At 60.8% G+C, this 24461-nt stretch carries 21 protein-coding genes; 15 read left to right on the forward strand and 6 right to left on the reverse strand.

From position 1 onward, the window contains the following. The first annotated feature begins 73 nt into the window (after window positions 1–73). Window positions 74–1042 carry a 2-hydroxyacid dehydrogenase gene (locus NTD85_RS18620; protein WP_262142877.1) on the forward strand — a complete coding sequence of 323 codons (969 nt, stop codon included), beginning with the start codon at window positions 74–76 and terminating at the stop codon, window positions 1040–1042. Here the strand turns inward: NTD85_RS18620 and tssA are convergent. The 5 genes from tssA to NTD85_RS18645 are packed head-to-tail and all read right to left on the reverse strand — an operon-like array spanning window position 1039 to window position 8555. Then, window positions 1039–2121: a type VI secretion system protein TssA gene (tssA, locus tag NTD85_RS18625; protein WP_003224080.1), complete on the reverse strand. Its 1083-nt coding sequence runs from the start codon at window positions 2119–2121 to the stop codon at window positions 1039–1041. The genes NTD85_RS18620 and tssA overlap by 4 nt on opposite strands. Beyond that, window positions 2118–5939: a type VI secretion system protein gene (locus tag NTD85_RS18630; RefSeq protein WP_262142878.1), complete on the reverse strand. Its 3822-nt coding sequence runs from the start codon at window positions 5937–5939 to the stop codon at window positions 2118–2120. The genes tssA and NTD85_RS18630 overlap by 4 nt, the downstream gene beginning before the upstream one ends. Further along, on the reverse strand, window positions 5936–6712 hold the full coding sequence (locus NTD85_RS18635) for a DotU/TssL family secretion system protein (RefSeq protein ID WP_262142879.1): 777 nt from the start codon (window positions 6710–6712) through the stop codon (window positions 5936–5938). The genes NTD85_RS18630 and NTD85_RS18635 overlap by 4 nt, the downstream gene beginning before the upstream one ends. A gap of 18 nt (window positions 6713–6730) precedes the next feature. Continuing rightward, complete coding sequence (gene tssK, locus NTD85_RS18640; RefSeq protein WP_103521739.1) at window positions 6731–8062, reverse strand: type VI secretion system baseplate subunit TssK; 1332 nt, start codon at window positions 8060–8062, stop codon at window positions 6731–6733. 46 nt (window positions 8063–8108) lie between these two features. Next, on the reverse strand, window positions 8109–8555 hold the full coding sequence (locus NTD85_RS18645; RefSeq protein ID WP_003224076.1) for a hypothetical protein: 447 nt from the start codon (window positions 8553–8555) through the stop codon (window positions 8109–8111). A gap of 227 nt (window positions 8556–8782) precedes the next feature. Between NTD85_RS18645 and tssB the strand changes: the two genes are divergently transcribed. The 12 genes from tssB (at window position 8783) to NTD85_RS18705 (ending at window position 21853) form a co-directional block, all read left to right on the forward strand. After that, window positions 8783–9325, forward strand: a complete 543-nt coding sequence (gene tssB, locus NTD85_RS18650; protein ID WP_003224075.1) for a type VI secretion system contractile sheath small subunit — start codon at window positions 8783–8785, stop codon at window positions 9323–9325. A 29-nt stretch (window positions 9326–9354) separates the two neighbouring features. Further along, window positions 9355–10839: a type VI secretion system contractile sheath large subunit gene (tssC, locus tag NTD85_RS18655; protein ID WP_003224074.1), complete on the forward strand. Its 1485-nt coding sequence runs from the start codon at window positions 9355–9357 to the stop codon at window positions 10837–10839. A 164-nt stretch (window positions 10840–11003) separates the two neighbouring features. Next, on the forward strand, window positions 11004–11501 hold the full coding sequence (locus NTD85_RS18660; protein ID WP_003224073.1) for an Hcp family type VI secretion system effector: 498 nt from the start codon (window positions 11004–11006) through the stop codon (window positions 11499–11501). A 15-nt stretch (window positions 11502–11516) separates the two neighbouring features. Then, window positions 11517–11960 carry a type VI secretion system baseplate subunit TssE gene (gene tssE / locus NTD85_RS18665; protein WP_103521741.1) on the forward strand — a complete coding sequence of 148 codons (444 nt, stop codon included), beginning with the start codon at window positions 11517–11519 and terminating at the stop codon, window positions 11958–11960. Continuing rightward, window positions 11944–13737 carry a type VI secretion system baseplate subunit TssF gene (gene tssF / locus NTD85_RS18670; protein WP_262142880.1) on the forward strand — a complete coding sequence of 598 codons (1794 nt, stop codon included), beginning with the start codon at window positions 11944–11946 and terminating at the stop codon, window positions 13735–13737. The genes tssE and tssF overlap by 17 nt, the downstream gene beginning before the upstream one ends. After that, window positions 13701–14726, forward strand: a complete 1026-nt coding sequence (tssG, locus tag NTD85_RS18675) for a type VI secretion system baseplate subunit TssG (RefSeq protein WP_262142881.1) — start codon at window positions 13701–13703, stop codon at window positions 14724–14726. Before tssF ends, tssG begins: the two co-directional genes overlap by 37 nt. 1 nt (window position 14727) lies before the next feature. Next, window positions 14728–17268 carry a type VI secretion system ATPase TssH gene (gene tssH / locus NTD85_RS18680; protein ID WP_262142882.1) on the forward strand — a complete coding sequence of 847 codons (2541 nt, stop codon included), beginning with the start codon at window positions 14728–14730 and terminating at the stop codon, window positions 17266–17268. 58 nt (window positions 17269–17326) lie between these two features. Next, a complete protein-coding gene (locus NTD85_RS18685; protein WP_003224062.1) occupies window positions 17327–17899 on the forward strand; it encodes a hypothetical protein in 573 nt (190 codons plus the stop codon). 129 nt (window positions 17900–18028) lie between these two features. Next, window positions 18029–18664: a hypothetical protein gene (locus NTD85_RS18690; protein ID WP_103484645.1), complete on the forward strand. Its 636-nt coding sequence runs from the start codon at window positions 18029–18031 to the stop codon at window positions 18662–18664. A 59-nt stretch (window positions 18665–18723) separates the two neighbouring features. After that, window positions 18724–19239, forward strand: coding sequence for a hypothetical protein (locus tag NTD85_RS18695; protein WP_003224057.1), 516 nt, complete (start codon window positions 18724–18726; stop codon window positions 19237–19239). A 49-nt stretch (window positions 19240–19288) separates the two neighbouring features. Continuing rightward, complete coding sequence (gene tssI, locus NTD85_RS18700; protein ID WP_262142883.1) at window positions 19289–21298, forward strand: type VI secretion system tip protein VgrG; 2010 nt, start codon at window positions 19289–19291, stop codon at window positions 21296–21298. A 12-nt stretch (window positions 21299–21310) separates the two neighbouring features. Next, entirely contained in the window at window positions 21311–21853 is a 543-nt protein-coding gene (locus NTD85_RS18705; protein WP_262142884.1) for a toxin-antitoxin system YwqK family antitoxin, read from the forward strand. 145 nt (window positions 21854–21998) lie between these two features. Here NTD85_RS18705 and NTD85_RS18710 read toward each other — a convergent pair whose 3' ends face one another. Further along, window positions 21999–22394, reverse strand: a complete 396-nt coding sequence (locus NTD85_RS18710) for a DUF4280 domain-containing protein (RefSeq protein WP_003224052.1) — start codon at window positions 22392–22394, stop codon at window positions 21999–22001. A 190-nt stretch (window positions 22395–22584) separates the two neighbouring features. Between NTD85_RS18710 and NTD85_RS18715 the strand changes: the two genes are divergently transcribed. Both NTD85_RS18715 and NTD85_RS18720 read left to right on the forward strand, forming a co-directional pair. Then, complete coding sequence (locus NTD85_RS18715) at window positions 22585–23652, forward strand: phosphotransferase family protein (RefSeq protein ID WP_262142885.1); 1068 nt, start codon at window positions 22585–22587, stop codon at window positions 23650–23652. A gap of 22 nt (window positions 23653–23674) precedes the next feature. Further along, window positions 23675–24442, forward strand: coding sequence for an SDR family oxidoreductase (locus tag NTD85_RS18720; protein ID WP_003224048.1), 768 nt, complete (start codon window positions 23675–23677; stop codon window positions 24440–24442). Window positions 24443–24461: the final 19 nt, after the last annotated feature.

Here is a 24461-nt window from a genome sequence, read left to right on the forward strand (position 1 = left end):
CAAGCCGCTCCGCATTCAGCACTCTGAACCGAATTTCGCAACCTGCCCCGCCGACGATCACAGGAGCCGCGCAATGCCCGCAACCGTTCTGGTACTGGTTGAAACCATCAATGACTATTTGCCGATTCTCGAGCATCAGGGCTTTCACCTGATCCTCGCCCCCACGCCTGCCGAACGTGCGCAAGCCATCGCCAGCCACGGTAGCCGCATCGATGCGGTATTGACCCGTGGCCCGCTGGGCCTGACCGCCGACGAAATCGCGGCCCTGCCCGCGCTGAAAATCATCACCGTGATTGGTGCCGGTTACGAGCATGTCGACCTGCAGGCTGCCAGTGATCGCGGCATCACCGTGACCAACGGTGCCGGGGTCAACGCCTCGTCGGTGGCCGACCACGCGATGGCGATGCTGCTGGCGCTGGTGCGCGACATTCCACGCTGCGACGCCGCCGTGCGTCGCGGTGAATGGCCGAAGATCATGCGCCCGTCGCTGGCCGGCAAACGCCTGGGGATTCTCGGGCTCGGCGCGGTGGGCATGGCGATCGCCAAGCGCGCGCACCTCGGTTTTGACATGCAGATCAGCTACCACAACCGCCAGGTGCGCAGCGATGTGCCCTACACCTTCTGCTCGACGCCGACCGAACTGGCGCGGGCCTCGGACTTTCTGATCGTCGCCACGCCGGGCGGGATTGGCACTCAGCATCTGGTGACGCGTCCGGTGCTCGACGCGCTCGGACCTGGGGGATTCATTGTCAATATTGCTCGCGCCAGTGTGATCGCCACCGCCGAGCTGATCACGGCACTGGAACAACGGCGAATCGCCGGCGCCGCGCTGGATGTATTCGACCACGAACCACAAGTACCGGACGCATTGAAAACGCTCGGCAACGTGATACTGACCCCGCATGTCGCCGGTCTGTCGCCGGAGGCCACGCAAGGCACGGTGGAACTGGTGGGGAAAAACCTTACGGCATTCTTCTCGGGGCAACCCGTGCTGACGCCGATTCAGTTACCGCCGAAAACAGGCCATCAACGCGTGCGCTAAAGCACGCCGAGCAACGTCCACAAACGCCGCGATTCAGCGTCGGCGCTGATCAGCTCGCCGAGCAATTCGCTCAATGGTTTATTACCCCACTCGACTCCGCGTCGAATCAGGTACGGCACCGGGCTGTGAGGCTCGGTGCGCGCCAGGTACTCGGCGATCAGCAGCAATTGGCGGTAAGCCTCCTCACGACTGGCCGGCTCGCGTAACACCTGAGCCACCGGCGCCTCTTCGACAACCTGCGCCACGGCGACAGGCGTCTCGAGTGGTGCGGGCGCGGGCGTCGGTTGTTGTGGGTGCATGGCGATGAACTCCTGAACCAACGTCAGTAGCGCCTCAATGGTTTGCTGCAATGGCCCGAAGCCCGGCCCTTGACCGCCCAGATAAGCGTCGCTCCACGCATCGAGACGTTGCAGGTGTTGCAGACTCAACAGCAGACTGCCCTGCGTGCGCAGCCAGAATGCCAGCGGTGTCGCGCGGATCTGCTCGCTGAGCCGTTTCTGCTCGTTGCGCGCATTTTCCGCCGAAGTCTTTGCGCCTTTACTGTCATTGACCTGAACCTGCTGCACTTTCAGGCGACGCCAGACTTCAAGGGTGTAAACCTCGAAATCACTGTTGTTCGCGCCGAACAACGGCACCCGGGTCAGCAAAATTTCACAGTACCGGCGCACCAGCCATTCCAGCGGAATCACCCGCCACGACTGATCGCCGTCCTCGGCCTGCGGGTGCAGGTGCTCGGGAAAACGTTCACACAATCCGGCGATCAGCGCCAGACTACCGGGCAACCCGTCCAGCGCTTGCAGGTGCAGCCACGCTTCACCGAGCCAGGCGCTGAGCATCAAATCCTTGCTGCGCTCCAGCAGCAAGCAGGTGGTCAGCTTCTCGACTTCCGGCCAGTTCGCGCGCTTGAGCGTCGATTGCCAGACCCCGGTCGGCAGGCTCGCATCGTCTTCGCGGCGCAGATCGCGCAACTGGTCGAACTCGCGTTCATAACGCAGATCGACACCACACGGCGCCTCGGCACTGATCGGCGCGAGCAACTGGTCGATCAGCTCTGGCAAGGTTGTCAAAGGCAGGCTCACAGATTCTCCTTGGAGGCTTCGAGGGCAGCGGTCGTGTTGGTCATCTGAAAGGGTGAACGCGGTGCGCGGGTAGGCAATGGCGAGATCGACAGCGGCAATTTCGAGCCCTGGCTCATCAGCGAAAGGCGCACGAACATCCGCGTGAATTCGCTGGTGACGCTGTCGGTCGCCGCCGTAACCGGCAGGCGCAACGCCAGCGGAAAATCGGTGTAATCCATATTCGGCTGACGCTGCACCGAGAAGTGCGCACGCATCAAGCGCAGCAGCGACCACGGCCCGCCGTACTCCCAACCGGCCTCCATGTCGCGCACCACTAGGTTCGGTTGCAGCGGATCGTTGACCGGGCGCTCCTTGCCGTTGCGTGCCCAGCGCAGGGTCAGGCGGATCGGTTGGCCGACCATCCAGCGCAGGTTCGGCTGTTCGACGCCGGGGTAGTTGATCTGCTGATTACCCGCCAGCAAGCCCCAGGCAATCACCTGATCGGCGCCCCTTTCTTCCTCGCGGTCGGTGCGCCAGCGCACGTCGAGTTCCACCCCGAGGATGCCGCTCTTGTCGCGCACGAACAGCGGAGTCAGCCACACGCTGGCCTGCTTCAGGCGGTTGAGAAAGTCTTCGGCGGCAAGACGCTCCGGGGTCTGGCTCAAGACCAGTCCGGCCTGCGCCACCGGCAGGCGCTTGTCGATGATTTCCAGAAAATGCTGGACCCGTGACGGGTCGGCGTCCTGCGCCTGCACCCCGTTGGCAAACGGGAAGCGGTCGGCCAGGTATTGATTGAAATAGTTGGCCAGTTCATTCCAGGCCGTGGCCGCTTCTTGCTGTTGCAGGAACTGGCAACGCTGCATCGCCGACTGCTGCAACTCCACCGCACGCATCGCCAGCGTGCCACGCCCACCCGCCAGGTTGGCCGTTTGCAGAACCTGCAGGCAGGAACCGGTGTCCATCTCGATGAAATCACGACTGACCAGTTGCTCGATCTGCGCCGGGGAACTCGCCGGGTTGGCGTCCTTGTACTTGAGCAATTCATCGTTGAGCGCGCTGAACTGGGTCACTCGCTCGTAATCCAGCGCCGACAGGTTACCCTGCTGGGTCATCAGCCACTGCAGGGCCGGCGCGCGACGTTCGGTGATGCCAAGCATGGTGTTGAACTGCTGTTTGAGACTCAGTTTCAGATCCTGCACATCACTGGCACCGTACAGCTGCAGGCCGAGGTTTTTCGAACCGTTCCACTGACTGATTTCGGTACGACCACCGAACAACGGTTGCGCGGTGATTTCTTCAAGACCGCTGACGATCTGCGCCAGCGCCCGCCGGTTCAATGCGCCTTGCAGACGCGCGGCGAGGTCGCTGCGGTGCACCTCGACAAAGGCTTTTTGCAGGGCCATCGCCTGTTCGGCCTGAACGTTGAATACCGCGTACGGATGGGTCTGGTCGTTGTGATCCTTGAGGCTCAGCCACATCGCCTGGGCGGCGGCAGTTTCGGCCGCTTGCAGCAAGGCATCGCGATACACCGGCGGGATGCGCGGCAGCTCTTCGGCGACATAACTTTTGTAGCTGGCGAAGTAACTCAACGAGGTATTAAGGTCATCGCCGTCGACGGTCTGACCCTGCATATTGACGTTGTCCTGCGTGGCGCGCATCGCGATCGAAACGAAGTCGCGCCTGAACAGCGCCTGCACGGCGTTGTTGAGTTTCACCACCTGATCCTGCAACGCCAGTTGCCCGCTGCCCTGCTGCATCAGCAGATTGCCGCGAGAACCGACCTGGGCGATCCACTGATCGCGAAAACTCTGCTGCAACTTGCTCGCCTGGGCGTCGAGTTGTTGTTCAACGGCAGGCCCGAGCAATGTGCTCTTGCGTACCTTGTCGAGAAAGTCGCGGTAGCCCGGTACCAGTTCCTGGCCCTTGCCGCGACTCCAGGTCGAGTTGGTCAGGGCGATCGCCGCTTGCAGATCATCAATCAGTGCCCGCAGATCTTCCAGCTCGCTCAGGCTGTTGCCGCTGCCCGCCTCCAGTTGCTCCAGATGCAGCTTGAGGTAACCGGCCTTGCTGACAAAGTTGTCGGCGAGGAAATACTGATCGAGCCAGCGTTCCATCAGCCCGGTGAAGTTGCTGACAATCAGCGGCCGCTCGACGCTCAGGTCCAGCGCCTGCAGATCACCGCCATCCCCTGCCGCCAGCAGTCGGTTGTAATAAGCGGCATGGGGCAAGGTGGCGGCGTTGAGATTCAGTGACAGCGCGCTGTTGCTCAATTGCACCAGGTCATCGAGTGGCACTCGCTGGTTGTTCTGCACTTCACCGAACAACTGATTCTGTTGCTCCAGACGCAATGCGCGATCCACCAGATCCGTGGCCTTCTGGTAGTTCTGCCATTGCGCCGGGTCTTCGCTTTCGACGCTGGAGCGCCGATCAGTGCTGCGAATCGCCTTGATTTTCGCCAGCTCCGCCACCAGCAGATCGTGCAGCGGCACCAGCATATGGCGCTGGGTCGAGCGGAACAGTTCCTGTTCGATCCGGGTATCGAAAGAGGAGAACCACGAGGTCGGAAACACCAACGACACGTAGTGCCAGTGCGGCGCTTTTTCCAGCACACGCCAGAAGCTCTGCACATTGCGCCGGGTCGGCTCGATGCGATGCGCTTCGTCGGTGACGGCGACATAGCTCTTCTGCGCGCCCTGCATCAGCCGCGCCAGTTCGTGGGCATCGCGAACCGAGTCGTGCCAGACCCAGATCATCGCCACCGCCCACAGCACTCCGACCACCAGCGCGACGCCGGCAGTGATCCGCTGCCAGCGCTGACGCAAGCGCAACAGGCGCGGCACACCCTGGGCCAGCCCTCGTTCGCCGACCAGGCGCTGGCGCCACAACTGGCGCACGAACGCACTGCGCTGCAAGCCGCTGTCATCGGCGGAAAACCCGTCGAGCGCATCATCGGCCGGCTGATTCGCGCTGAAATACACGCCGCGAAAACACGGCGCCTCCCCCTGCGCGTTGCCTTGAAATACCGGTTCCAATACGTTCTGCAGGCCACGGCGCAGGCTTTCCAGACGTTCCGGCAACGCGTACAGGTCCGCGCTCAGGTGCCCGGACAAAGTACCGATTTCGATCACCGCTTCGGCCAGAGCCCGGTGCAAGCTGTCCAGCGCCTGGTCGCTCCATTGCCCCTGCCAGACCGCATCGCGCGCGTAGGGCGATGACCAGCCCAGGGTGCGATCACGGGCCTCATCCGGCAGTGCACTGATCAGTTCCTGAAACCCGGGCAGTTCTTCAAGACCCGTGACGATCACATACACCGGCACACTCAAACCGAACCGTTGCAGCAGATCGATGAAGCGCCGACGCGCCGCCAGACCGAGTTGGGTGGCCTGCTCCAGGTTGTCCAGACGACTGACCGGCACCGTCCAGATCACCCCGTCCAGCGGACGTTTGCTGCGCAGGCGTAAAATCAGCCCGAGCAGACGCCACCAGCCGCCGCGTTGCAGGTGCATGCCGTCCTCGGGCAAGAACAATGCTTGCGGCACCACCAGCACCGCGCCCTCGGGGTCCGACCACCAGCGGCCGAACCACGCCGGTTTGTCGGTGGGTTGCAGGTGCCATTCGTTGACCAGTTGCGTGCCCTGGATTTCGTCCCCGAGCATCAACAACCACGGCATTTGATAACGATCATGGGTGCCCTGCTCTTGCTCCATGTGCCGCACCGAAGCGTAGAAACTGCGGATCGCCGCGCCGCTCTGGGTGCGCAGCCACCACACCGCGACCGCGATGATCACCAGCAGCAACAACAGCGCGACCACCCACGCGACAATCGTCAAAGTGCTCATGAATCTTGCTCCGGGGCCGCCACTGAATCGCTCATCTGCAGCACCGGCTCCAGTTCCGAACGAATGTCACGCCACAGAAACTGGCCGATCCCGGTCAGCAACAGCACCATCGCCACAATCCCCAGCGCCAGGCGAAAGCCGTCCGGCAACGCCGTGCGTACCGGTAGCTGCAACGGCGGTGCCTGCGAGGGTTGTACCAGGCGCTGACTGACATCGGCATAGTCGGCCTCGTCTTGCCAGGCGAAGTTGAACAACGCCAACCGCCACTTCTCCAACTGCGCCTGGCTGTGTTCGCCGCGCAGTCGCCCATGAAAACCGAGGATCAGGCACTGCAGGTAGACGTTGGCCAGATCGCGAGCAGTTGGTTGTTGTTCATCGAGCACTGTTTGAATCGCCGCCGGCAGTTGCTCGCCGGCCTGGCGCGTCGAATACAGACGCGACTCCAGAGGTTTGCTCTGCCAGGCGGATTGCCCCGGCCACGGGCTGAACAACAGGGTTTCATCAACCAGCGCGACAAAGGCATAGACCAGCGCCTTGACTTGCTCAGTGGCGGAATCCCCCACCCGTGAGTACGCCGTGCGCCACAATCGTTGCGAGGCCTGAGTCGAGAGTTCGACCACGGTTTCGACCAGAGCCGCCTCGTCCTCGCGGTCCTTGGGCAACTGGCTCCAGTCCAGCGACCATTGCTGCCACGTCTGCCGAAATGCGCTGCTGAGCGGCGCGTCCTGCAAACTCAGATTTCTCGTTCCGGCCCCGGCAGTCCCTTCCGACATGCTGCGTTCCTTGTGTGATCAGGCACTTTCACTCGTCTGCGCAACAAACAGCACCACCTGCCACGGACTGCTGGTCAACTTCGCTGCTGGCGCGGCGATCATCAGCGGCAGTTGTGCGTCGAACCACGCGCCTTCGGCCGTGACCACAAACAGCCGCGTGTCATCGCCGACGCTGTAGGCCACTTGTTCACTGCGGCTCATGGCCTGGTGGCTCAATCCGCTCATGCGCTGGCGGCTGAGCAAGGCAACGTGCGGCGCCGAGGCGATGATTGCACTGCGCAGCCATTCACTGGCCGCCTGCTCGCTGGCCCCGTTGGGCATGCGCAGGCCGATGACCAGCCGCTGGCTCGGTTGCTCATCGGGCAACTGAATTGAAAAGCTCTGCTCGCCGCGCTCGAACGGCAGGCTGCGATAGCCGGCGCGGATCAGTTCGAGGGTGATTTCCAGCCATTGCAGCACCGCTTCGTAACCGCGCTGCAACTCCAGAAAATCCAGCGGCGCGAACGCCGGCACCCCGGCCAGCGGATCGAGTGCCGACCAGGCGCCGGCCAGTCCGAGTAGCTGCACATACAAACTCTGCGGATGGGCGATGCGACTGTTGAGTGTGCCTTCGACTTCCGGCAGCCGTGCCCACAACGCGGTCAATTGCCGGCGAATCTCCAGCGCATCGTCCTGATTGCCCGCCTGTTGCGCCTGACGCAATCGACCGCCGAGGAACATGCACTTTTCCCGCGCCCGTGCACACAAGCCGGCGACGCGCCGGCCCAGCGGCGAATCGGGCAACAGGATCGGAGTCGGCGGGGTATAGGCCAGCGGCAGAAAACCCCCGCCTTCCTTGCGGATTTTCAGCAGCGGCAGGCAGATCGAATCGGCCTTGTTCAATTGCGTGCACAGGCGTGGGTTGGGTCGCCACACGGTGATCGATTCCGGGAACTCGCCACTGGTCAGATCCGGCAGCGCTTCACCGACCACGGATTGCAGGCGTCCCTTCAGCGGTAGCAGTTGCCCGGCGCGCCACAACGGACTGATCGCCAGGTAAACGGTGACGGTGGCATCGTCGGTGGCGTTGATGGCCGGGCCAATATCGAGTTCCAGAATCGGGCCGATACCGGCTTGCAGATCCACCGGCAGACCGTCAGGCATGGTGCCTTGCAACGCCAGCACGCGAACCACCCCGGCGCTCAACGCCGAGGGATCGAACTCCATGCGACTGACGCCCCAGAACCACGGGTTGCACGCTTGCGCCATATGCGCACCGAGGGCTTCGGCACGCAGGCCCTGCAACTGAAAATGCTGCGGCAGCAATTGCATGCCTTCATGCCAGCAGACCGCGTCAGGTAGCAGACTCATACGACTCCCTTCGACCATGCCGCAACCCGGCGGCGAGCGGTGTGTTTCAGTTTTCCTTGCTGACCAGGCTCATCTCGCGGCTGTCGAACTTGAGCCACGCTTCGCGCTGATCGTCGAGCCGCAAGCGGTGCGCTCCGGGTGTGTTATAGCTGGCGAAGACCAAAAGTCCAGCCGCCTTCTTGCCCCCCAGCGGGAAGGTCTGGCGGTCGATGAATTGCCCCGGCACCAGCTCCAGCCCCCACACGCTCATCAGTTGACGATAGTCGCGTTGGTACTGGTCGCGCCCGGCAAACCACTGGCTGGCACTGATGCCCGAAAGCTGCTTGAGCAGATCCGGATCGTTGACTGCAACGAAATCCACGGCAATGGGCGTGTCGTCATTGGCCTTGGGCGCGACGTCGAGGGTCAGGCTGTCCAGATCGACTTTCGGCCCGAAAAAAGAACAACCGGCGAGCAGCGCAAACAAAACAACACTCAAAAATCGTCTGCACAAAATGAATTTTCCTTTTCCCGAGACAGTCCAAAAAAGCTTTTCGCTTGCATTTTTATAGACCTGTTCTAGCGTCTTGGGTAGTTCGGTTCCCAGAGCCGAATGAGGAAGGTTTGTCAAAGGAACGACAGGTCATCTGCCACCCTTTCTAACCTACGGTCCAGTAAGGGAAAGCGATGAACGGGCCTCCCCGATGCATTGCGCCCGCCTTCGCATCGGAGTCAGCCACCATGGCAGAAAGTACTCAGCACAAGCTCGACCGGGTCCGCCCGCCCCGAGTGCAAATCACCTACGACGTCGAAATCGGCAACGCCATCGAAAAAAAGGAATTGCCTCTGGTGGTCGGAATTCTGGCTGACCTCTCCGGCAAGCCACTTAAACCATTGGCAAAACTGACTGAACGGCGTTTTACCGAAATCGACCGCGACAACTTCAACGAAGTGCTCGCCTCGATCGCTCCCCGCGCCACCCTGCAGGTCAACAACACCATCACCGGCGACGACAGCAAGCTCAATATCGAGCTGAACTTCAAACACATCGACGACTTCGATCCGGTCAAGGTAGTGGAACAAATCACTCCCCTGCGCCGCCTGTTCGAGGCTCGCCAGCGTCTGCGCGACCTGCTGACCAAACTCGATGGCAATGATGATCTGGACAAGCTGTTGCGCGACGTCATCGCCAACACCGAAGGCTTGCAAGAGATCAAATCGGCTCGCCCAGACACCGCTACCCCGGCCGCTGACGCCGAGGCCCCGGCCGAACCGCAAGCCTGATCATCCATTTAACCGAGGGAGCATCCGTCATGCCCGCCGCCGCCCAGAATCAAGCCAGCGAGAATGCTGCAGCCGAAACCTTATCCCTGCTCGACCGGATCATCGCCGAGGGCCGCATGGCTCACGATGACAGTCAGCAGGATTACGCCCGCGACATGCTCGCGGAGTTCGCCACCCAGGTGCTTGACGAAGGCATGGCCATCGACAAGGACACTGTGGCGATGATCAATGACCGCATCAGCCAGATCGACCAACTGATCAGCGCCCAGCTCAACGAGGTGCTGCACCACACCGACTTTCAGAAACTCGAAGCCTCGTGGCGCGGCCTGCACATGCTGGTGCAGAACACGGAAACCAGCACCCGGCTGAAATTGCGCCTGCTCAACGTCACACAGAAAGAACTGCAGAACGACCTGGAAAAAGCCGTCGAATTCGACCAGAGCGCGCTGTTCAAAAAGATCTATGAAGAGGAATACGGCACCTTCGGTGGCCATCCGTTCAGCCTGCTGGTGGGCGACTACACCTTCGGCCGCCATCCGCAGGACATTGGCCTGCTGGAAAAACTGTCGAACGTCGCCGCTGCCGCGCACGCACCGTTCATTGCCGCTGCCAGCCCACGGCTGTTCGACATGAACAGCTTCACCGAACTGGCGGTGCCACGTGACCTGTCGAAAGTCTTCGAGAGCCAGGAGCTGATCAAGTGGCGCTCGTTCCGCGAAAGTGAAGACTCGCGCTACGTGTCGCTGGTGCTGCCGCACTTCCTGCTGCGCCTGCCTTACGGCCCGGACACCTCCCCCGTGGAAGGCATCACCTACGTTGAAGACGTCAACGGCACCGACCACAGCAAATACCTGTGGGGTAACGCGGCGTGGGCGCTGTCGCAACGCATCACCGAAGCCTTTGCCAAGTACGGCTGGTGCGCGGCGATCCGTGGTGCTGAAGGCGGCGGCGCGGTCGAGGGCCTGCCGGCGCACACTTTCCGCACCAGTTCCGGCGACCTGTCACTGAAGTGCCCGACCGAAGTGGCAATCACCGACCGCCGCGAAAAAGAGCTCAACGACCTCGGTTTCATCGCGCTGTGCCACAAGAAGAACAGCGACGTCGCCGTGTTCTTCGGCGGTCAGACCACCAACAAATCCAAGGTCTACAACACCAACGAGGCCAACGCTAACGCGCGGATCTCGGCGATGTTGCCGTACGTGCTGGCGGCCTCGCGTTTCGCTCACTACCTGAAGGTCATCATGCGCGATAAGGTCGGCAGCTTCATGACCCGCGACAACGTGCAGACCTACCTCAACAACTGGATCGCCGACTACGTGCTGATCAACGACAACGCGCCGCAGGAAATCAAGGCGCAGTACCCGTTGCGTGAAGCGCGGGTGGACGTTACCGAAGTGGCCGGCAAGCCGGGCGCCTACCGGGCGACGGTGTTCCTGCGGCCGCACTTCCAGCTGGAGGAGTTGACTGCATCGATCCGTCTGGTGGCGACCCTGCCGCCACCGGTAGCGGCTTGAAGTTGATGAAACCTCTGTGGCGAGGGAGCTTGCTCCCGCTGGGCTGCGAAGCGGCCCGCTCTTTTTGAGAAACGAGGCCTGCTACGCAAGTCAGCGGGAGCAAGCTCCCTCGCCACAGGTTCTGAGCTCAGTCTATTTGTGAATTTCTTCAGGAGTTTCAAGCGATGGATGCAATCATTCTCGACCTTGGCGGCGACATCAAAGGTGACAGCCTGCTCGAAGGTTACACGGACAAAATCGAAGTCATGTCCTACAGCCACAACGTGGCCATGCAAGTGACCAACGACGTCAGCAACTCCGAGCGAACCTCGGGCAAACCCCACGTCGGTGAGTTCACCCTGACCAAATTCGTCGATACCTCGACGCCGTCCCTCAACGAATATTGCTGTGCCGGCAAACCGATTCCGGAAGCCAAGATCACCATCGGCCGCAACGCCGCCGAAGGCAGCGGGCAACTGTTGCCGTTCATCATCTACACCCTGACCAACGTGGTGATTTCCAACGTCAGTGTCAGCGGCGGTACCGGGGGCAAACCGGTAGAAACCCTGTCGCTGAACTTCACCAAAATCAAATGGGAACTCACCGCACAGAAAGACGATGGCACCAAGGAAGGCACTGCCGCGTCGACGTGGGACATGGCCGCCAACAAGCTCGTCAGCTAACCCGGCGCCTTGGTCATGGCAGGCACCGGCATGCTCCCGCCGCTGTTCGAACGCCTCGCATCCGGCGAGGCCGACAGCGTGCAGGCGTTCGATCGCCAGGGTTTGCTCGACTCGGTGCATGCCGAGTTGGCGCGCCTGTTCAACACCCGTCGTGGCCCGCGCGCCCTCACCCAGCCACCGAGCGTTATCGACTACGGCATTGCGGATTGGAGCGCCCTGCAACAACAGCGCAGCGATGACCGTCGTCGACTGGCGCGAGAGATCCGCGAAGCCATCAACCATTTCGAGCCGCGCCTGAAACTGGGCGAGGTCCAGGTCCATCCCCTGCCCGACCAGCCGCAACGTTTAAGCATCCGTCTGCTCGGCGAGCTGCGCAGCGGCCTGCAATATTGGCCGGTGGCGTTTGTCATCGAACCTGGCAGCCAAGGGTTGGAGGTGCGCCATGAGCGACTCGATTGACCCGCAACTGCTCGACTACTACCAGCGCGAGCTGACCTGGCTGCGCCATGCCGGCAGCCAGTTTGCCGAGCGTTATCCGAAAGTCGCGCGGCGCCTTGAGCTGTCACCGGGCGAGTGTCCCGACCCGCATGTCGAACGCTTGCTCGAAGGCTTTGCCCTGCTCGCCGCACGTCTGCAACGCAGACTCGACGACGACTATGCAGAGTTCAGTGATGCCTTGCTTGAACAGCTTTATCCATTGGCCGTGCGGCCATTGCCCTCCTGCGCCATCGTCCAGTTCGAGCCGGACCCGAGCAAGGGCAACCTCGACGAGGGCTATCCCCTGCCCCGTGACACCCCATTGTTCGTCACCACCAGCAAGGGTGAAAGCATCCACTTTCGCACCTCGGCCGCCGTGCATTTGTGGCCGATAGAGGTCAGCGAAGCGTTATTGCTCGGCGGCGATGAAGCCCAGGCGCTGACCGGTGTCGTGCAGGCGCGTTCGGCATTGCGCCTGAGCTTGCGTTGCCTGGGCGAGAGTCAATGGACGGAACTGGGCATCGGCCAACTGCGCATTCATCTCACCGCTTCGCCGGTGATCAATGCCTGTCTGTATGACCTGCTCGGCGCTCACGCGATACAGGTACTGGCCGGTTCGCCAGGAAGTATTCCGACGCCAGTGAACGGTTTGCCGACGATCGTCGGCTTCAGCGATGACGAAGTCCTGCTGCCGGACGAGGACGGTGTGCACCCGGGCATGCGCTTGCTGGCGGAATACTTTGCTTTCCCGGACAAATTTCAATTTTTCGATCTGCCGTTGAGCGGCGTCAGCAGCGACAGCCAGACGCTGTACCTGTACATCGTTTTCGACCGCGCTCCGGCCAGCCGCCTGCATTTACAGGCCAGTGATATCGCCCTGGGCTGCGCTCCCGCGATCAACCTGTTCCCGCGGACCTCCGAGCCACTGCGCCCGGACGGCACCCGCAGCGAGTACCGTTTGATTGCCGACAGTCACCGCGAGAACAGCGTCGAGATCCACAGCATTCGCAGCCTGCGCGCCAGCTCCGGCAACGGTGTGCAACGGCTGCCAGCGTATTACGGCAGCCAGCATAGCGGTGGCGATCAGCAACGCTACTGGCATATGCGACGGGTCAGCAGCATGACCCCGAACCGGCTCGGCAGCGACCTGTTGGTGAGCGTGGTCGACACCCGTTTCGACCCGTTGAGCGAACTGCCGGATTACAGCCTCACCGCCGAACTGCTGTGTACCAACCGGCATCTAGCGCAGAGCCTGCCCGCCGGCACACCGCTGGGTTTCGAACGTCCCGGGCCAATCGCCTGGGCACGCCTGCGCAATCCGCCGAGCCCGCAAAGCCTGCCGCGTCTGGACGGTGATTCACGCTGGCGACTGGTGTCGCAACTGACCCTCAATCACTTGTCGCTGGTCGAAGGCCCGCAGGCACTCGACGCCTTGAAAGAAATTCTGCACCTGCACAACCTGCGCGACGAAGCCAGTGCGCTGCGCCAGATCGAGGGCCTGCTGAGCCTGCGTTGCGAACGAGTGATCGGTCATGTCGGCGTCGATGCCTGGCGCGGCTGGCGCAATGGGCTGGAGGTGCAGTTGCAGCTCGATCCGCAGCACTTCGTCGGTAGCAGTGCGGTGTTGTTTTCTGCCGTGCTGGCGCAGTTCTTTTCGGTGTACGCCACGGCCAATCGCTTTGTGCGCACGGTGTTGATGCAGTCCGACAAGGAGATCAAGGCATGGCAACCCCAAGCCGGCATGCCCCTGTCGCTCTGACCTTGAGTCAACGACTGCGCCGCGATCCGCAGGCGTTCGAATTGTTGCAGGCATTGTTACTGCTCGAGCGCGAACAACCGCAAGCCGAATCCTTGGGCAGCGGCACCTCGCCCCAGGCCGAAGCGCTGAAATTACGCGGACCGCTGACACCGCTGTTTCCCACCAGCCAGATCGAAAACCTGCGCGAAGAACCGGGCCAGCCGTTAATCCTCGACACCCCGATGTTCGGCCTCGGCGGCCCCGACGGCCCGCTGCCCTATGCCTATCAGGAGTGGCTGCAACAACGGGCGCGGGCCAAGGATCACGCCCCGGCCGAGTTCCTCGATCTGTTCCAGCATCGGCTGCTCAGCCTGCTCTACAAGGTGATGCGCAAGCACCGCATCGCGCTTGGCTTTGTCACACCGGGCGCCTCGCCGGTACAGGCACAATTGCGCGCCCTTACCGGTCTGTTGCCCAAGGCCTTGCAGGAGCGGCAGGCGGTTCCCGATTGTGCAGTGCTGGCCTGCACCGCGTTGTTCGCCGATGGCCGGCGCTCGCTGGCCGGGTTCGCAGCGATTGTCCGCGAGCAGTTCGCCATGCCGGTCGAACTCAGTGCTTATGAAGGCGCCTGGCGCGAAATTCCGCCTGCCAGCCGCAGCGTCATCAAGCCAGGTGGGCGCAATCTGCAACTGGGGCGTACGGCGGTAGCAGGCACCCGAGTCTGGGATGAACACGCCGGTATTCGCCTGACCCTCGGGCCAGTGCCCTCAACGCAGGCGAGCCGATTTCTGCCGGACGGCGAAGCGCACCCGGCATTGGCCAGCCTTGCGGCGTTGTACTTCGGCCCGGATCTGGACGTGACGCTGGTGCTGCTGGTGCGCGGTGCCGGGCCGCTGAAGCTCGGGCGCCAGGCAGCGCCCCTGCTCAGCTGGAACGGTGGTTTGCAGCGTCAGGCCAGCCTCGCGGTGCAGCGCATCGAAACCCGTCTTCGTCAGTTGGAGATCGCCTGACATGGAACTCGCCAGCCTGATCGGACGCCTCAACCCGGACAACCGCCGCGCCCTCGAACGCGCCGCCCAGCGCTGTTTGCAGCGCGGGCATCACTTTGTCGAGATCGAGCATCTGTTGCTGGAACTGCTCGACATCGAGGGCGGTGATTTTGCGTTTCTGCTGCCACGTTTCGGCCTGGAACGGGATGCGCTGACCGCGGAAATCAACAAGGCGCTGGACCTGTTCAAGGCGGGGAGCACGCGCACGCCGGCGTTGTCTTCACACACTTTGGGGTTGCTGGAAGACGCGGTGGTGCAGGCCAGTGTGCTGGGCCTCGACAGTATTCGATCCGGGCTGTTGTTGCTGGCGTTGATTGATCGCGACGAGCGCCGCAGTCTGTTGCTCAACAGTGCCTCATCGTTGCTGCGGATTCCCAAGGAAGCGCTGCGGGCCAATCTATTAGAGTGGACGGAGAACTCTCGTGAGCATGTCGGTCCACGAACCACTTCAACGGGAAGTGCCGCGCCACGGCAGGACTCGGTGCTCGATCTATACACCCAGGATCTGACCGCCGATGCACATGCCGGACGCATCGACCCGATCGTTGGCCGAGACGGCGAGATCCGTCAGTGCATCGACATTCTGCTGCGGCGCCGCCAGAACAACCCGATTCTGGTCGGTGCACCGGGCGTGGGCAAAACCGCCGTGGTCGAAGGTCTGGCTCTGCGCATCGCTGCCGGCGACGTGCCGCCGTCATTGCAGGAAGTCAGTTTGCGCGTGCTCGACCTCGGTCTGTTGCAGGCCGGGGCCGGGGTCAAAGGTGAATTCGAACAGCGGCTCAAAGGCGTGATCGACGCGGTGCGCAGTGCCGACAAACCGATCATCCTGTTCATCGACGAAGCCCACACCCTGATCGGTGCCGGCGGTGCCGAGGGCGGCAGCGATGCGGCCAACCTTTTGAAACCGGCACTGGCTCGCGGCGAGTTGCGCACTCTCGCCGCCACCACGTGGATGGAATATAAAAAATACTTCGAAAAAGACCCCGCCCTCGCCCGCCGCTTTCAATTGGTGCAGGTTGAGGAGCCAGACGAAATTACCGCCGTGGAAATGCTCCGTGGCGTCGCCGCCAAACTCGAACAGCACCACGGCGTGCAAGTGCTCGACGCGGCGATACATGAAGCGGTGAAACTCTCGCACCGCTACATCTCTGGCCGCCAATTGCCGGACAAAGCCATCAGCGTCCTCGACACCGCCTGCGCCCGGGTCGCCCTCGGCCAGCACGACGTGCCGCCACCGCTGGAGAGCCTGCGCCACCGGCAGAACAGCCTCAAGGACGAAGTCGAACGTTTGCGGCGTGAGCAAGCCACGGGGCTGGATCACCGTGAGCGCATCACCCTGCTGGAAAGTGAATCTGGCGGCAACGTGCAAGCCATCCGCGAACTGGAAACCCGCTGGAGCGAAGAACGCGTAGCGGTGCGCGAACTGCTCGACACCCGCCGCGAACTGCTCGACTTGAGTGAGCGCGCCGACAGCGACAAACCCGACGAAGCCACCGACAGTCGCATCGATCATCTGGCCGCCGAGCTGCTGCGCCTTGAGGCGGGACTGGATGCGATCCGCCAGGACGATCCGCTGGTGCCCGAACAGGTCGACAGCAAAACCGTCGCTGCCGTCATAGCCGGATGGACCGGCATCCCCGTCGGCAAAATGCTCGCCGACGAAGCCCATGCCGTACGCACCCTCGGCCAGCGCATGGGCCAACGGGTGATGGGGCAAAGCACCGCGCTCAACACCATCGCCCAACGCTTGCAGGCTTATCGCGCCGGGCTCACTGATCCGCAAAAACCGGTGGGTGTGTTCCTGTTGGTCGGCCCCACCGGCGTGGGCAAAACCGAAACCGCGTATGCGTTGGCCGACGCACTGTATGGCGGTGAACGCAATCTGATCAGCATCAATCTCTCGGAATACCAGGAAGCCCACACCGTCAGCCAGCTCAAGGGCGCACCGCCTGGCTACGTCGGTTACGGCAGCGGCGGCGTGCTCACCGAAGCCGTGCGGCGCAAACCGTATTCGGTGGTGTTGTTGGATGAAATCGAGAAGGCGCATCCGGATGTGCTGGAAGCGTTTTACAACGTGTTCGACAAAGGCTTGATGGAGGACGGCACCGGTTTGGTGGTGGACTTCAAAAACACCGTGATGCTCGCCACCAGCAATGTCGGCGCTGAACTGTTGCTCGACACTCCCGCGTCACAGATCGGCTCTGAAGCTTTCAACGAAGCGCTGCACAAAGTCCTTTTGCAAGCCTTCCGCCCGGCGTTTCTGGCGCGCATGACGGTGGTCGCGTATCGGCCGCTGGATGAGCAGACGCTTGAAGGGATTGTGTTGGCGAAGCTGGAAAAATTGCGTGGCCGCTACAAGGCGGCGACGGGCAAACAGTTCGAGTTTGATTCGGGAATTGTGAAAGCGGTGCTCGCCAAGTGCAGCGCGGCGGGTGCGCGGGATGTCGAGAATGTGTTGATGACGCAGGTGACGGGGAAGTTGGCGGAGTGGGTGTTGGAATGACCGCCGCCAACGAGAATTGACGAAACACAAAAATGGCACCCGCGCAGGAGACGGAGTAATGACAGAAGCGGATTTTTTGAATGCGGTGCTGCAGGCAGCAGGTGTACACCCAAAGCTGCAAGATACCGATGAACCAAGTCAATTTACGAAGAGCTGGGTTTCTGAAGGTCCTTGGGAGAGCGCTGCGCAAGTTGAGATAGCTCACCATCTACGACGTGGTTACGGCATCACAACGAAAATTCGCGAAATCAGTTACCCAGAGCCTTACTCCAGCGAAAAGGTCGATTTCTATTTCGAACTGCAAGATGAGACCTACGCCATTGAAATAAAAGTAGAAAGCACGAACGGCTTATTCGGCGGCGCAAACTTACAGGAGTCGATCACCCGTGACGTTTACAAATTAGGCGGTTTTGTTGCTGATCACAGATGGGTCGTGGTCATAGCCACCAGCCAAAAAAATTGCGAACTGCTTGATCTCACCTTGAATCGCGGGGACTCATGGTCTCGAGATGTGGAGGGTCAATTCAAGGCTTACCTGTGCAACATTGACACGTACCCACACGGACTGCCCATCGATCGCTCAAAACAACTTTCTGCACCTTTCAACTTTATAACCAACTACCACAAATAATCTCACCCGCATTTTCCAACAGAGGGCACATCAATGAATCAAAGGGAACGAAATCAAAGGGGACAGATTTATTTATGAAAAAAATAGATTCGTGCCCTTTTTCGCCCCCCTTTTCGAGGATTGAAGACCATGGAACAGTTTAATTCCGTTCAAGAAGGTATTGCAGAGCTGCACAAACGCAACACTGGAAATAAAAAAGTCCACGCGCTCCTGACGTTCCAGCACAACAACCACAAAATGTGCAAAACGTGTTTTCTGTTTGAGTCAAAGGAGGACGCTGGCGCGCAACTGATAAAGGCTTACGTCCAACTTCAAATCAGCAATGTGCCCCGAAACGAAATGCAGGCAGCCATTGATGCTCGGCAAGTCGCTATCAACGCGGAACTCGCAGAGGGAGACCCCGCAGAACTTGGCGTTGTGCCCGAAGGACACGCGGAAGAGTTTCTTATCGATTATTTTGATACAGCCGTCGCCATCGCCGAAGACGTCAAGTATGTAACCGTTTACCTCACACACAGCCCATGTACGCCGACTGACAGAAAGCCAAGTCATTCGCTACATGGCTGGCCTTTGAGTTGCACTGCCAAATTCGCAACGCTGGCAGCCAACCATCCGGAGTACTTTTTCTCCATCGTTTTTCTTAAAAAATTCGGAACACTGGATGGCAATGACACCCCACAGAGAACATTGAAAACACTCTCGGGTGACCGAGCCAATCTGGCTTTTATCGAACTAAAAAAAGAACCACCGTATGAGCGACCATAAAAACGCCATCTATTAAAACAGCATGGCAGCCCGCGATTAAACTCTATGAGCCAGCAAACATGAAAGACACACTACTGACTTACATCGATGAGGACGGAAAGAAAGCAGCAAAAAAGCTGTGGGCAAAATACTCTGGCATTTGCGATCTGATTGCCCCGACGAGTCTCGGCTGGAGAGATGCCTTTGGAGGAATGCTAATTATTATTGGCCACGGCAGCACCATGGTAAAAATGGACAGACATACCGGCTTGCACAACATGATCGGCAATTGCGGTAGTTGCTTTATTGTGCTCGCAGCCTGCGAAGTTGGAGAAACACATATTAGTATTGGTGAACTTCAACCTATTGCTCAAGGCTTGGCGAACCTAAGGCCCAACGCCATTGTATGGGGCACGACTCGGGATCTGCCGCAACAAGCCGTCAGTGACGGTACCTGCTTTTATAAAAGCCCTCTGTTTAATTGGCTACAGCCTGCCAACGACCATTTCCCTGGGTTATGGAAGCAGTTCCGAAAACAAAGTGACATGGAGGCAGTGATGTCGATGATGCCCAATTTGAACTTTAATTCTCTTTAGAACCGAATCCGCTTCATGAACGCTGCAACCACCTCATCAAGGCCGCCCAATGCCTCGTGCCACCGACAGTAACGCAACGCTTTCGTTGACCGCCGCCGCACTGTCGGCGCTTTACCCTGAGTGGTTGTCCGGTGAAGAAGCCCTCAACTCGCTCTGTTCGCAAACCCTCAACGGCCTCAACGACGGCCCCCCCCTCACCCTGACCAGCGCCGTCGCCACTCACGTCACCACCACATTGCACAACGACGCTAAGTTGCGCCCGTTCGATGCCTTGGTCGCCGAAATCCGCCAACTCCCTGCTGACGCCACCGCCGAGCGCTATCAACTCGTATTGCGTCCGTGGCTCTGGTGGCTGACCCTGGCCAGCAACAACCGGGTATTCCAGAACCTCACCACCTCGGACATCGTCACCACGATCTTCAAGGCCCACGGCTTCACCGATTTCAAACTCTCTCTGACCGGCAGCTACACCCCCCGCGAATACTGCGTGCAGTACGGCGAAACCGATTTCGCCTTCGTCTCTCGCCTGCTGGAAGAGGAAGGCATCTTCTGGTTTTTCACCCACGACGAGGGCAAGCACACGCTGGTGCTGGGCGACAGCAATGACGCCTTCGTACAGATCCCCAACGGCCCGAAAGTCAAGTATCTGGGCCAGCAAATGGGTGAGCGTGAGTTGCATGGCATCCGCTCAGGCCAGGTCTGCCTACAAGCCGTGGCGGGCGTTTACAAGGCAACGGATTACGAATTCACCACGCCGACCACTTCGCTCTTCGGCCAGGCCGAAGCCGTGGCCGGACCGCGTTCGATCTATGAGCATCCCGGCGGCTACAACGCAAAAGCCCGGGGTGATGCGCTGACCAAACAACGGGTCGACGGGCTTCGCAGTGAGGAGAAACGCTTCGTCGGTGAAAGCGATTGTCGTTGGTTGATCCCGGGCCATTGGTTCACTCTCGACGGCCACGAAGACGCGAGCCTGAACATCGATTGGATCGTCACGAGGGTCACCCACGACGCCAGCCACGAAAGCTATCGCAACCGTTTCGAAGCCATTCCCAAAACCACGCCGTTTCGCCCACAACGCAGCACACCGAAACCGCGCATGCATCCGCAGACTGCCATCGTCGTCGGCAAGTCCGGCGAAGAAATCTGGACGGACGAATACGGCCGCATCAAGTTGCAGTTCCCGTGGGATCGCGACGGCAAGAATGACGAAACCAGTTCCTGCTGGGTGCGCGTGGTGTTGCCGTGGAGCGGCAAGGGTTTTGGCATGCAGTTCGTGCCGCGCATCGGTCAGGAAGTCATCGTGACCTTTATCGACGGCGACCCGGATCGGCCACTGGTCACCGGTTGCGTGTACAACGGCGACAACGCCCTGCCCTACGCGCTGCCGGCCAATCAGACGCAGTCGGGGATCAAGACTCAATCGTCCAAGGGTGGTGGCGGTTTCAACGAGCTGCGCTTCGAGGACAAGAAGGATGCCGAAGAAGTATTTCTGCAGGCGCAGAAGGACTTGAAGATCAATGTGCTCAACGACACCACCGCCACCGTCGGCCATGATGAAACCCTCACCGTACAAAACGCCCGCACCCGCACGGTCAAGGACGGCGACGAGACCGTGACCCTGGAAAAAGGCAAACGCAGCGTGACCATCCAGACCGGCAGCGACAGCCTCGATGTGAAGGACAGCCGCACGGTGAAGGTCGGTGCCGATCAAAACCACAGCACCGGCGGCAACTACACCGACAAGGTCACCGGCGACTACAGCCTGACGGTGGACGGCAACCTCACGATCAAGGTCAGCGGCACCCTCACCCTGCAAAGCGGTGGCAGTTTCACCATCAAGAGCGGCGCCGACCTCGCGACCTCGGCCAGCACCTCGATCACGCAAAAGGCCGGCACGGCCATGACCAATCAGGCCGGTACGTCGCTGGACAACAAGGCCGGAACCACGCTGACCAACGACGCCGGGATCAGCCTGACCAACAAGGGCGCCGCCTCACAGACCGTGGACGGCGGCGGCATGCTGACCATCAAGGGCGGTCTGGTGCAGGTCAACTGACAAGGAGCCGTCATGGCGATCACACCGCTGGATTTGCAGGAGGATGACAAACAGCTCAAGGGCCGCTTGCAGGACGGTCAGCTCGACGGCGCGCTGCAGCTCAAGGATGACGGACGTAAGCAGGCCGATCTGAATTACCACCAGGGAGAGCTGCAGGGCATGTCACTGCTCTATCACCCCAATGGCAAGGTCTCGGCGCAGATGCCGTTCGTGCACGACAAGCTGCAAGGGGTCGCGAATTTCTATTCGGCCGAGGGCTGGTTGCAGCGCAAGGCGACGTATCGGCGCGGGTTGTTGCACGGCGAGGCGTTCAACTACTTTCCCGATGGGCAGGTGGCCGAGGCCGAGTTTTACCGCGATGGCGTGCGTGAGGGGCGCTATCAGCGCTTTCACCCGAACGGCAAACCGGCGGCTGAGGCGCGGTATCTGAATGGTCAACTGATGGAGCCGGAAACCGGGTTCGCCGAGGATGGCCGGCCGCTGGGGGCTGATGGCAAGCCGATTTCGCGGGTGCGCTGGTGGTATCAGCGGTGGATGGATCCGCAGCAGGCTTGAGGGTTTTCTTTTTGCCAGGACTGGCCTCTTCGCGAGCAAGCCCGCTCCCACAGTGGCCGGTGGTGTTCACACAATTCCATTCACAACACAAAACCCTGTGGGAGCGGGCTTGCTCGCGAAGAGGCCGGCGCATCCAGCACAAAACTCAAGGAATGAGCATCTGCATCTGCCCCGGCATCGCAATCTTGATCACCCCCGCCCAGTTGCACATCAGGGTGCTGTTGGCATCGATCGCCGGCATCCCGCCGAGCAACAGGGTCGGTGCGCCGCCGGGAATCCACGGCGTCGCCGTCGCCGGAATACACGGCATCGGCGTCAAAACGCCCAGTGCGGCGGCGGTCGCGGCCGCCACCATCGGATTGGCCATGCTCATGCACACACCGAACGGCATGATATTGACCAGAGGGATGTGATCCATGATGTTCGCCGCCGGCATCCCGCCGGTCAGCGTGCGGTTGACCGGCAGCACGTTAAGCACCGCCGGCGCGGCGCCGAAACTGCATTGCAGGGTGGCGCTGGCACAGACTTGCGGGCAGCCCATTTCAAAGCTCCTTGCTGGACATGGCATACCCGCTAAACCTTAGTCGCCCACAGCCCGCCGCGCACATTCCCAAAGGTGATTATCCTGCAACACGCTAACCTATAAGACCGACCCGCGCTTGTGAGCACCCGAGCGCACCATTAGATTAGCCAATGATGTCTGGCCTCCAAAATAAGCAGAAGGGATAAGCATGGCGCTTACTGACCAGTCCACCCGGATCCGCGATGGCGAAGAACTCGATGCCAGCCTGATCGATCCGTACCTCAAGGCGCACATTCCGGGCCTGACCGGCACCCCGCAGATCAGCCAGTTTCCTGGCGGTGCGTCGAACCTGACCTACCTTCTGGAATACCCGCAGCAGGAATTCGTCCTGCGCCGGCCGCCGTTCGGCCACAAGGCCAAATCCGCCCACGACATGGGCCGCGAATTCCGCATCCTCAATCAACTGCGCGACGGTTTCCCGTACTGCCCGAAAGCCTACGTGCACTGCACCGACGAGTCGGTGATCGGTGCCGAGTTTTATGTGATGGAACGGGTCAAGGGCATCATCCTGCGCTCCGACCTGCCGCCGGAACTGGGCCTCGATGCAGCGAAAACCGAAGCGCTGTGCAAGAGCTTCATCGACCGTTTCGTTGAGCTGCATCGGGTTGATTACAATGCCTGTGGCCTCGGCGATCTGGGCAAGCCGGAAGGCTACGTCGCCCGCCAGATCAAGGGCTGGAGCGAGCGCTACGAAAAAGCCCTGACCCCGGACGCGCCGCACTGGGAGAATGTCAAAGCCTGGCTCAACGACAAGATGCCGGCCGACCATCCGACGTCGAGCATCGTCCACAACGACTATCGCTTCGACAACGTGATCCTCGACCCGAACAACCCGATGCAGATCATCGGCGTGCTCGACTGGGAACTGACCACCCTCGGCGATCCGCTGATGGACCTGGGCAACACCCTCGCCTACTGGATTCAGGCAGATGATCCGGCGCCCGTGCAACTGATGCGCCGCCAGCCGAGCCACGCCCCGGGCATGCTGACCCGCCGCGAGTTCGTCGATTACTACGCCGAACGCTCGGGCATCCAGATCGACAACTTCGACTTCTACTACACCTACGGCCTGTTCCGCCTGGCCGGCATCGTGCAGCAGATCTACTACCGCTTCTACCACGGCCAGACCCAGGACAAACGCTTCGCGCAGTTCATTCACATGAACAAACTGCTGGAGCAGATGAGCCTGCAGGTCATTGCGAAATCGAGCCTCTGACGGCGCACACCAAGGAACCTTTATGTCCAAGACTCAGTTGTTCGACCTCGACGGCAAAATCGCATTCGTCTCCGGCGCCAGCCGCGGCATCGGTGAAGCCATCGCCAAACTGTTGGCTCAGCAAGGCGCCCACGTGATCGTCTCGAGCCGCAAAATCGAAGGCTGCCAGCACGTCGCCGACGCCATCATCGCCGCCGGCGGCAAAGCCACCGCCGTGGCTTGCCATATCGGTGAAATGGAACAGATCAGCCAGGTGTTCGCCGGGATCAAGGAACAGTTCGGTCGCCTCGATATTCTGGTCAACAACGCTGCGACCAACCCGCAGTTCTGCAACGTGCTGGACACCGATCTGGGCGCATTCCAGAAGACTGTCGACGTGAACATTCGTGGCTACTTCTTCATGTCGGTGGAAGCCGGCAAGCTGATGCGCGAAAACGGTGGTGGCAGCATCATCAACGTCGCCTCGATCAACGGGATTTCACCGGGCGTGTTCCAGGGCATCTATTCGGTGACCAAAGCAGCGGTGATCAACATGACCAAGGTCTTCGCCAAGGAATGCGCGCAGTTCGGCATCCGCTGCAACGCCCTGCTGCCGGGCCTGACCGACACCAAGTTCGCTTCGGCACTGGTGAAGAACGACGCAATCCTCAAGCAGGCACTGACGCAGATCCCGCTCAAGCGCGTGGCTGACCCGAGTGAAATGGCCGGGGCGGTGCTGTATCTGGCGAGTGATGCATCAAGCTACACCACCGGGGTTTCGCTGAATGTGGATGGTGGGTTCTTGTCCTGACCTCTCTGACAAATGATTA

The organism is Pseudomonas sp. 13B_3.2_Bac1 (assembly GCF_025466205.1).
GTDB lineage: Bacteria > Pseudomonadota > Gammaproteobacteria > Pseudomonadales > Pseudomonadaceae > Aquipseudomonas > Aquipseudomonas fluorescens_H.

Excerpts from the sequence above, each read along its gene's own strand:
- tssG (WP_262142881.1), top strand. The coding sequence starts at position 13,701 with ATGGCAACCCCAAGCCGGCATGCCCCTGTCGCTCTGACCTTGAGTCAA.
- tssH (WP_262142882.1), top strand. The coding sequence starts at position 14,728 with ATGGAACTCGCCAGCCTGATCGGACGCCTCAACCCGGACAACCGCCGC.
- NTD85_RS18705 (WP_262142884.1), top strand. The coding sequence starts at position 21,311 with ATGGCGATCACACCGCTGGATTTGCAGGAGGATGACAAACAGCTCAAG.
- tssB (WP_003224075.1), top strand. The coding sequence starts at position 8,783 with ATGGCAGAAAGTACTCAGCACAAGCTCGACCGGGTCCGCCCGCCCCGA.
- tssI (WP_262142883.1), top strand. The coding sequence starts at position 19,289 with ATGCCTCGTGCCACCGACAGTAACGCAACGCTTTCGTTGACCGCCGCC.
- NTD85_RS18720 (WP_003224048.1), top strand. The coding sequence starts at position 23,675 with ATGTCCAAGACTCAGTTGTTCGACCTCGACGGCAAAATCGCATTCGTC.
- NTD85_RS18695 (WP_003224057.1), top strand. The coding sequence starts at position 18,724 with ATGAAAGACACACTACTGACTTACATCGATGAGGACGGAAAGAAAGCA.
- tssC (WP_003224074.1), top strand. The coding sequence starts at position 9,355 with ATGCCCGCCGCCGCCCAGAATCAAGCCAGCGAGAATGCTGCAGCCGAA.
- NTD85_RS18710 (WP_003224052.1), bottom strand. The coding sequence starts at position 22,394 with ATGGGCTGCCCGCAAGTCTGTGCCAGCGCCACCCTGCAATGCAGTTTC.
- NTD85_RS18715 (WP_262142885.1), top strand. The coding sequence starts at position 22,585 with ATGGCGCTTACTGACCAGTCCACCCGGATCCGCGATGGCGAAGAACTC.
- tssE (WP_103521741.1), top strand. The coding sequence starts at position 11,517 with ATGGCAGGCACCGGCATGCTCCCGCCGCTGTTCGAACGCCTCGCATCC.
- NTD85_RS18635 (WP_262142879.1), bottom strand. The coding sequence starts at position 6,712 with ATGTCGGAAGGGACTGCCGGGGCCGGAACGAGAAATCTGAGTTTGCAG.
- NTD85_RS18685 (WP_003224062.1), top strand. The coding sequence starts at position 17,327 with ATGACAGAAGCGGATTTTTTGAATGCGGTGCTGCAGGCAGCAGGTGTA.
- NTD85_RS18690 (WP_103484645.1), top strand. The coding sequence starts at position 18,029 with ATGGAACAGTTTAATTCCGTTCAAGAAGGTATTGCAGAGCTGCACAAA.
- NTD85_RS18660 (WP_003224073.1), top strand. The coding sequence starts at position 11,004 with ATGGATGCAATCATTCTCGACCTTGGCGGCGACATCAAAGGTGACAGC.
- NTD85_RS18620 (WP_262142877.1), top strand. The coding sequence starts at position 74 with ATGCCCGCAACCGTTCTGGTACTGGTTGAAACCATCAATGACTATTTG.
- NTD85_RS18630 (WP_262142878.1), bottom strand. The coding sequence starts at position 5,939 with ATGAGCACTTTGACGATTGTCGCGTGGGTGGTCGCGCTGTTGTTGCTG.
- tssF (WP_262142880.1), top strand. The coding sequence starts at position 11,944 with ATGAGCGACTCGATTGACCCGCAACTGCTCGACTACTACCAGCGCGAG.
- tssK (WP_103521739.1), bottom strand. The coding sequence starts at position 8,062 with ATGAGTCTGCTACCTGACGCGGTCTGCTGGCATGAAGGCATGCAATTG.